We start from the raw sequence: 6,473 nt of genomic DNA, 5'->3' as shown, positions 1-6,473 counted from the left end.
GCGGCCGACTTCGAGCGCGCGCGGCCGGCGTTCGCCCCGCTCGGCCGCGCCACCCACGTGGGCCCGCACGGCGCGGGGCAATTGGCCAAGCTGGCCAACCAGATGATCGTGGGCATCACCATCGGCGCCGTGGCCGAGGCCCTGCTGCTGGCCGAACGCGGCGGCGCCGACCCGGCCAAGGTGCGCGAGGCCCTGCGCGGCGGATTCGCCGACAGCCGCATCCTCGAGGTGCACGGCCAGCGCATGGTCGAGCGCGACTTCGCCAAGCGCGCCGCGATCACCGTGCAGATCAAGGACCTGCGCAACGCGCTGACCACCGGTGCCGAGCTCGGCTTCGACGCGCCGATCACCCAGCTGTTCGAGCAGCTGTACCGCAGCGCCGCCGACCACGGCTGGGCCGACGCCGACCACGCTGGCCTCTGGCTGGAACTGGCACGACGCAACGGCATGAAGTGAGCGGCGATCGGCTACAATCCGCTCCGTCGTGGGGGGTAGCTCAGCTGGGAGAGCGTCGCGTTCGCAATGCGAAGGTCGGGAGTTCGATCCTCCTCCTCTCCACCACTATTCAAAAAACCAACCACTCTCGGTTGGTTTTTTTTGCCCGTTTCCCCCAGTGCTGGCGCGGGTTCGGGCCTTGCTGCGACGGACGCCGCTGCCCCGAACAAGTCGGTTTCGAGCCGTCTTCCGTTCTCGGATCCTGCCCATTCTCTGATTCTGCGAAGGACGCCGCCGCGTTTGCGTCCGCATTGGCGCGGGTTTCCGGCTCCTTGTTCGTCTCCGAAACCGCCTTCACGCAGGCGACCCGACCCCGCGACCGGGCTAGGTGTTCGCGATTGGACGGACGTCCCAAGTGATCGACATTTCCGGCCGGTAGACCACCTCGTTGCCGTGCTTGATACTGGCTTTCAGGTGCTCAGCCAGCGGCTTGTCGTACTTCTCGATTTGCTTGATGGCTCGGTCAACCGCGTTGCGGAAGGCGTCCCGGACGTTCTTTCTCCTGTCAGCGACCCTGCGTAGCTTGCCCCCCTTTCCCTGTGCCCCCGTCACAGCAGCCACAAGTTGAGCCATTTCGATTTGAATTTCTTCAAGCCGCTCGTGGTCACCGTCTGCCTCCGCATCCGCCTTTTCACTGATCAGATCGTTGTATCTGCCACGGTACTGCTGGATCGCTTTTCTGTCCGCCACCACGCCAGCATCCCCCAGCGGCACGCCGTTAGACACTTGATACCCCTCTTCGATGTCATCGTGATCCAACCCGGTGTTCGCTGCCGATTCAACGGCCCCGATTTCGCTGCCGCAGACGATTTCAAAAACCGAGGTTTCACGATCCGGGAACGCCAGCAACAGGTTGATGTACTCAGCCCCCTTGTCCACGCCCTGGATCAGGATGGTGTGTCGTCCCCGACCTTGGAACCGTGCCTCCCAGACACCACCGCGCTTTCGGAAAATGTTGTCCGGCAGCTTTTCTGCCGACACCACGGCGGGCATTGAGATCACGGAGTTCGCCTGATAAGCCGTTTGAAGCAGGCAATCTCCGGGAAGCGTCCGCTCCCGAATCTCCTTGCTGTGACGACTAAGCAGCTCATCCAATGCCCCCATCACCTCATTGGCGTGCCGCTTGTAGAGATCGAACACCCGCTGCGCTGCCTGCCCGGCGCTGTTGTAGTTCAGATACTTAAAGACCCGGCCCACGTCGGGGTAACTGCTGACGAACTGCGCCACGTCCGTGAGGCCATTCACCTGATTGGCCCGCTCCAGATAGGCTGCGGCCATGATCTTGTCCACGTTCTTCTTCTGATCTTGGGCATCACGGCTCTGGGTGAACACGTCGAACTTGTAGTGTTCGGTCGGATCGTGTTGATCAGCCTTGGCGGCGAGAACTGCGAATCGACGGTCGATGCATTGCGAGCAGCCTCCGCAGTGGGTGTGCTGGTTCGTCATCTCCCAGGTGTGGGTGCAGGTCATCGAATGCTTGATCAGGTCGTGGCAACCAGCGTCCGTGATGACCTTGACGACGTCCGCCTTCGTTTTCCAGATGTAGAGGTTCTCGACTGCGAAGGGCTCACCTGCCACCAATGAAAGCAGGTCTTGGAAGCCTTTCATCACTCTCGGGTGCGTTGTCCTTGTGGCACGGCCGCCGACCACCTGAGCGCACACCGGAAGATTCAGGCTGATCACGCCGTTCTCGTAGAAGCGGACACTCTTGAGGTTGAGCATCCGGGCAATCGTCGCGCCGATGGAGACGTACAGGAACGACCGGCTGCGCTGGGTGTACTCGTGGTTCAGTTCTTTGGTCTTGTGGACGCGAACGGTAATGCGGTGCGGCACGTTGTCGCCTGCTTTCGCGGCCAGCATCTCTTCGAGTACGCGGTGTCGCTTGTTGAGCTTGGAGGTCGACTTGTGGGTGACCAAGAGCACGCGCCGCTTCTGGTTCACAACCTCATCGATGGCACCGGCCAGAGAGTCCAGTCCTCCGGAGAACATCACCACCTGCTCCGGCATCCCGTACATCTGCTGGGTGTCATTGAACTCGAGGTACTCCTGGAACTGGTGATCCTGGTCGAGTTTGACGAAGTCGAACTGGTACTGGTCGTCGGACAGGAACCCGAGCGTCGAGCACAGCGTTTCCTGCACCTCGGCACTGTTCCAAAAATCGGGATTGCGCACCGGAACCACGAAGTGCAGGTCGCGCCGCCAGCCATCACCAAAGGAATCGACATCGTCCGCACCGCGTCTGACCACCTGATCAGCGCTGTAGACGTAGGTGGCGATCTCCAGCAGGTCGTGAAACAGCGGCGGAACGCCACGAAACATTTTGGTGTGGACGTCTTCGATGCGCAGGGTGATGTTGCCGTGCCCGGCCTTGCCGGAGAGCCGCAGCCGCAGATCGCGCGAGGGATCTTCGCTGATGCCTTTTGCGGACGCGTTGCCGCACAGAACGTATCGCTTACCTTGCATCGCTGCGCGCCCCCGCTTTCAACTCGTCCTTCATCTTTTTCAGCGCATAGCCTGCGAATCCGTCCGACGATTTTCTGGAAATATCACCGCCCTCATGAAACCGGTGTTTTGAGAACCATTCACTTGAAAACTTCTCGACGATGACCGACGCCTCTCGGGTGTGGGTCTCCAGAGCCGCATTGAACTGGGCCGACTGATTCATCGTCGCAAAGCGCATTCCATCGCCAAGCTGGGTGTTCACGACCTTGCTCAGGAAATACTGCAGCCCTTCATTGGCCAGCCGGGCAAAGAATCGCCGGGAGAAGTCGCCAAACTCCTTCGGCTTTCCCAAGTCTGCGAGCGCCGCCCGCATCGTGTCCGGGTCGGACGAAAAGAGCGATTGCAGTTTGGGCGCGAGGACATCGTTGACGGCACCGACGATGGCCCGATTGGCAAGGCCTCCGAGGTCGGATCGCTGGCCATTGCCCTCTACGCGCCGATCCAGTGCTTCGGTGATCGCCGTGGTCACATCGATGAGGGAGGGGTCGGCAGGTAGATGGATGCCCGCTGCCGCAAGGTGCTGGTGGATATCGGGCTTCTTGGCGGCAATGGCCATCTGGGTCATCAGCCAAACGGCCTCGGTGTAGCCCACATCGTCCATCACGAAGGAGAAGGCCTTTTCGGCCGCCGTGATGGTGGCATTGGCGATTTGGGAGACGTCAGCACCGGCGGCGATCAGTTCGACGACCTCCTTCCACGCCTTCGTTCTTGGCAGTACCCCGAGCCGAACGTGCCCCATCCAGGATTCCCCTTGTTGAAATCAAAGCATCGCGGTCATTCGTTGCGCTTCACTATCACGATGCTCCGTGCCTTTTTTTCTTCTTTCCTCAAATACCCCTTGCGTACCAACTGCGCGATTTGTTCATGAGCGCTGGCGTGGCTGATGCCCAGGGCTTCGGCCAATTCCTTGACGGTGGGCGGCAGGCCCGTGTTGTCGAGGATTTGGCAAATCGCCCTCAGCGTTCTTGCCTGCGGCTCCGTAATGCCTTCGGTCTTTCGCTTGCTCATGGCATTGCTCCTCGCCGATTTGCACAATATATGACCTGATGAACATCAGGTCAATGGAGGCGACCCAACGCAGAAAATCTCTGGCCTGACTACGGGCGGGAGGAGCGACGCCAGTCCCAAGGAGCTATCGGATCTGCATCGCGCCACAGCCCGGCGTGGCGGTCGCGCGCCTCCTGCTCAGCAAACTCGTAGGCACCGGCATCCTCGGCGGCCTGCTCCCGTGCGTACTGGCGGTACCACCAAGCCATCCCGGTTGTGATCTGTGCCAGCCTGCGTCCAGTGTCTTCGGACACATGCGCGCGGTGCAGGAAGGGTCGGCGACCAGTACCTTGCCAACAAGCCGCCCGTAGCGGTCGCGCTTGCTGCTCATCACGACGACGTCTTTGCCGAACACGAGGTCGGACATCGACGCCTTGGATCGCTGCCCGAATGCCTGCTTCATCTCCGGCGCATCGATCCCTGCCACCCGGATCTTGTGCTGCGTCCTATCCGCATCGAGGACGGTGACCGTGTCGCCGTCGGCCACGCCAACCACTCGACCCGTGATGGTCTCCGCACTAACACTCCACGCCGCCAGGGCGATCAACGTCGCCCAGAAAATCTCCTCGAAATCTCGCTCACCCTATCTGATGCACGCTGAAACGGGATACCCCGACCGCCCTGTGTGCATATTCTTCGTAACGGTCTGACAACTTTACTGGCTACCGAAATGACCGTCGAACAAACACTCCCTGAATTGATGTCCCCGAGACAACGGGCCCGCGAGGCCGCAGAAATCATCGCGGCCGCCATCGCGCGCTTGCATTCCACGCGTCCACAAGACAGCGATATTCCACTTGGCTTCTCGGCACCCGAGCGCGTTCATACAAACCCCTCTACAGAAGGAGTTTTCAAGTGAACGCACCAATAACACCACCCTCTCTGGCGGCACAAATCGCCAATCTTCCCCAACTGGCCATGAAAGATTTGTGGGCGGTTTGGGACAAGTATTTCCCGCAGCGACCACCCCACCATAACCGGGCCTATGTCGAAGGCCGCGTCGCCTACAAGATTCAGGAGGAGGCACTGGGCACCGCCCTGCTCGTGCAGACGCAGATGGCACGGATCGGCGAAGCTCAATCCAACATCAAGACGCAGCGCGGCGTGGAAGTTCAGGTCATTCCCGGCACGGTGCTGGTGCGGGAATTTGACAACCGCGAACACCGCGTCACCGCGCAGGCGGACGGCTCCTTTGAATACGAAGGCCGCCGCTTCAAGAGCTTGTCGGGAGTCGCCCGCCACATCACCGGCACCCAGTGGTCAGGACCGCTGTTTTTCGGAATCACCAAGAACAAACAGAAGCGAGGTGCCAAGTGAACATCGTCGTGACCAAGAAACGCTGCGCCGTCTACACCCGAGTCTCCACGGACGAGCGCCTCGACCAGTCCTTCAACTCCCTCGACGCCCAGCGCGAAGCGGGCCAAGCCTACATCGTGAGCCAGCGTGCCGAGGGCTGGTTGCCGGTAGGCGACGACTACGACGACGGCGGCTACTCGGGCGGAAACATGGAACGTCCTGCCTTGAAGCGTCTGATGGCCGACATCATTGCCGACCAGATCGACATCGTGGTCGTCTACAAGATCGACCGCCTGACACGCAGCCTCACCGACTTCGCCAAGCTGGTGGAAGTCTTCGAGCGCCACAAGGTGTCGTTCGTGTCGGTCACCCAGCAATTCAACACCACCACGTCGATGGGGCGGCTGATGTTGAACATCCTGCTGTCCTTCGCGCAGTTCGAGCGTGAAGTCACAGGCGAGCGCATCCGCGACAAGATCGCCGCCAGCAAGCGCAAGGGCCTGTGGATGGGTGGCTACACCCCGCTGGGCTACGAGGTCAAAGACCGCAAGCTGATCATCGAGGAGAAGGATGCCGAGACCATCCGGCGCATCTTCACCCGCTTCACCGAAACGCGCTGCATCACGGACATCATCCGTGAGATGGCCCTGGAAGGAATCACCACCAAGCCCAACCGGCTGAAGGACGGCAGCGTGCGCAACGGCACGCCGATGGACAAGAAGTACATCTCCAAGGTGCTGCGCAATCCGATCTACGTTGGCGAAATCCGCCACAAGGGGACGGCGTTTGCTGGACAGCACGAGCCGATCATCACCCGTCAGTTGTGGGATCGGGTGCAGAACATTTTGTCTGAGGACGCGCACCAGCGCATGGGCAAGACCCAGACCCGGCACAAGACCGACGCGTTGTTGCGCGGCCTGATGTACGGCCCTGATGGTGGCAAGTACCACATCACCTACAGCAAGAAGCCCTCGGGCAAGAAGTACCGCTACTACATCCCCAAGGCGGACAGCCGCTATGGCTACCGCAGCAGCGCCACCGGGATGATCCCGGCCGACCAGATCGAGGAAGTGGTGGTGAATCTGCTGGTGGGTGCGCTCCAGTCGCCCGAAAGCATCCAAGGGTGTGCGCGC

At 60.9% G+C, this 6,473-nt stretch carries 8 protein-coding genes and 1 tRNA gene; 5 read left to right on the top strand and 4 right to left on the bottom strand.

The annotated features are described in order from the left end of the window. Positions 1 to 456 (top strand): NAD(P)-dependent oxidoreductase (locus Y694_RS18975; RefSeq protein WP_036235352.1); only part of this gene is annotated, 456 nt, incomplete at its 5' end. A 30-nt stretch (positions 457 to 486) separates the two neighbouring features. Beyond that, positions 487 to 561: transfer RNA gene (locus Y694_RS18970), tRNA-Ala, on the top strand. Between the two features lie 258 nt (positions 562 to 819). Here Y694_RS18970 and Y694_RS18965 read toward each other — a convergent pair. The 4 genes from Y694_RS18965 to Y694_RS18950 all read right to left on the bottom strand — a co-directional run bounded on the left by Y694_RS18965 (position 820) and on the right by Y694_RS18950 (position 4,531). Then, positions 820 to 2,958: a 7-cyano-7-deazaguanine synthase gene (locus Y694_RS18965; protein WP_036235349.1), complete on the bottom strand. Its 2,139-nt coding sequence runs from the start codon at positions 2,956 to 2,958 to the stop codon at positions 820 to 822. Next, entirely contained in the window at positions 2,948 to 3,736 is a 789-nt protein-coding gene (locus tag Y694_RS18960) for a hypothetical protein (protein WP_036235347.1), read from the bottom strand. The genes Y694_RS18965 and Y694_RS18960 overlap by 11 nt, the downstream gene beginning before the upstream one ends. 35 nt (positions 3,737 to 3,771) lie before the next feature. Then, positions 3,772 to 4,005: a LexA family transcriptional regulator gene (locus Y694_RS18955; RefSeq protein ID WP_036235344.1), complete on the bottom strand. Its 234-nt coding sequence runs from the start codon at positions 4,003 to 4,005 to the stop codon at positions 3,772 to 3,774. Positions 4,006 to 4,129: 124 nt separating this feature from the next. Then, complete coding sequence (locus Y694_RS18950) at positions 4,130 to 4,531, bottom strand: thermonuclease family protein (protein WP_231497786.1); 402 nt, start codon at positions 4,529 to 4,531, stop codon at positions 4,130 to 4,132. A gap of 183 nt (positions 4,532 to 4,714) precedes the next feature. Here Y694_RS18950 and Y694_RS24480 point away from each other — a divergent pair, with 183 nt between their 5' ends. The 3 genes from Y694_RS24480 to Y694_RS18940 form a co-directional block, all read left to right on the top strand. Further along, the gene (locus Y694_RS24480) at positions 4,715 to 4,903 is read left to right on the top strand and encodes a hypothetical protein (protein WP_152543553.1); all 189 of its coding nucleotides are present in this window, start codon (positions 4,715 to 4,717) and stop codon (positions 4,901 to 4,903) included. Then, positions 4,900 to 5,361, top strand: coding sequence for a DUF2924 domain-containing protein (locus tag Y694_RS18945; protein WP_036249693.1), 462 nt, complete (start codon positions 4,900 to 4,902; stop codon positions 5,359 to 5,361). Before Y694_RS24480 ends, Y694_RS18945 begins: the two co-directional genes overlap by 4 nt. Beyond that, positions 5,358 to 6,473 (top strand): recombinase family protein (locus Y694_RS18940; RefSeq protein WP_036235342.1); only part of this gene is annotated, 1,116 nt, incomplete at its 3' end. The genes Y694_RS18945 and Y694_RS18940, both read left to right, overlap by 4 nt.

It is taken from the genome of Methylibium sp. T29-B (genome assembly GCF_000576225.1).
In the GTDB taxonomy this organism is placed as follows: domain Bacteria; phylum Pseudomonadota; class Gammaproteobacteria; order Burkholderiales; family Burkholderiaceae_C; genus Methylibium; species Methylibium petroleiphilum.
The sequence above is the reverse complement of the archived record's forward strand: the minus strand, read 5'-3'. Positions and strand labels throughout refer to the sequence as shown.

Bases quoted from the DNA above. Each gene is read 5' to 3' on its own strand.
- Y694_RS18965 (WP_036235349.1), bottom strand. From the start codon at position 2,958: ATGCAAGGTAAGCGATACGTTCTGTGCGGCAACGCGTCCGCAAAAGGC.
- Y694_RS18960 (WP_036235347.1), bottom strand. From the start codon at position 3,736: ATGGGGCACGTTCGGCTCGGGGTACTGCCAAGAACGAAGGCGTGGAAG.
- Y694_RS24480 (WP_152543553.1), top strand. From the start codon at position 4,715: ATGACCGTCGAACAAACACTCCCTGAATTGATGTCCCCGAGACAACGG.
- Y694_RS18955 (WP_036235344.1), bottom strand. From the start codon at position 4,005: ATGAGCAAGCGAAAGACCGAAGGCATTACGGAGCCGCAGGCAAGAACG.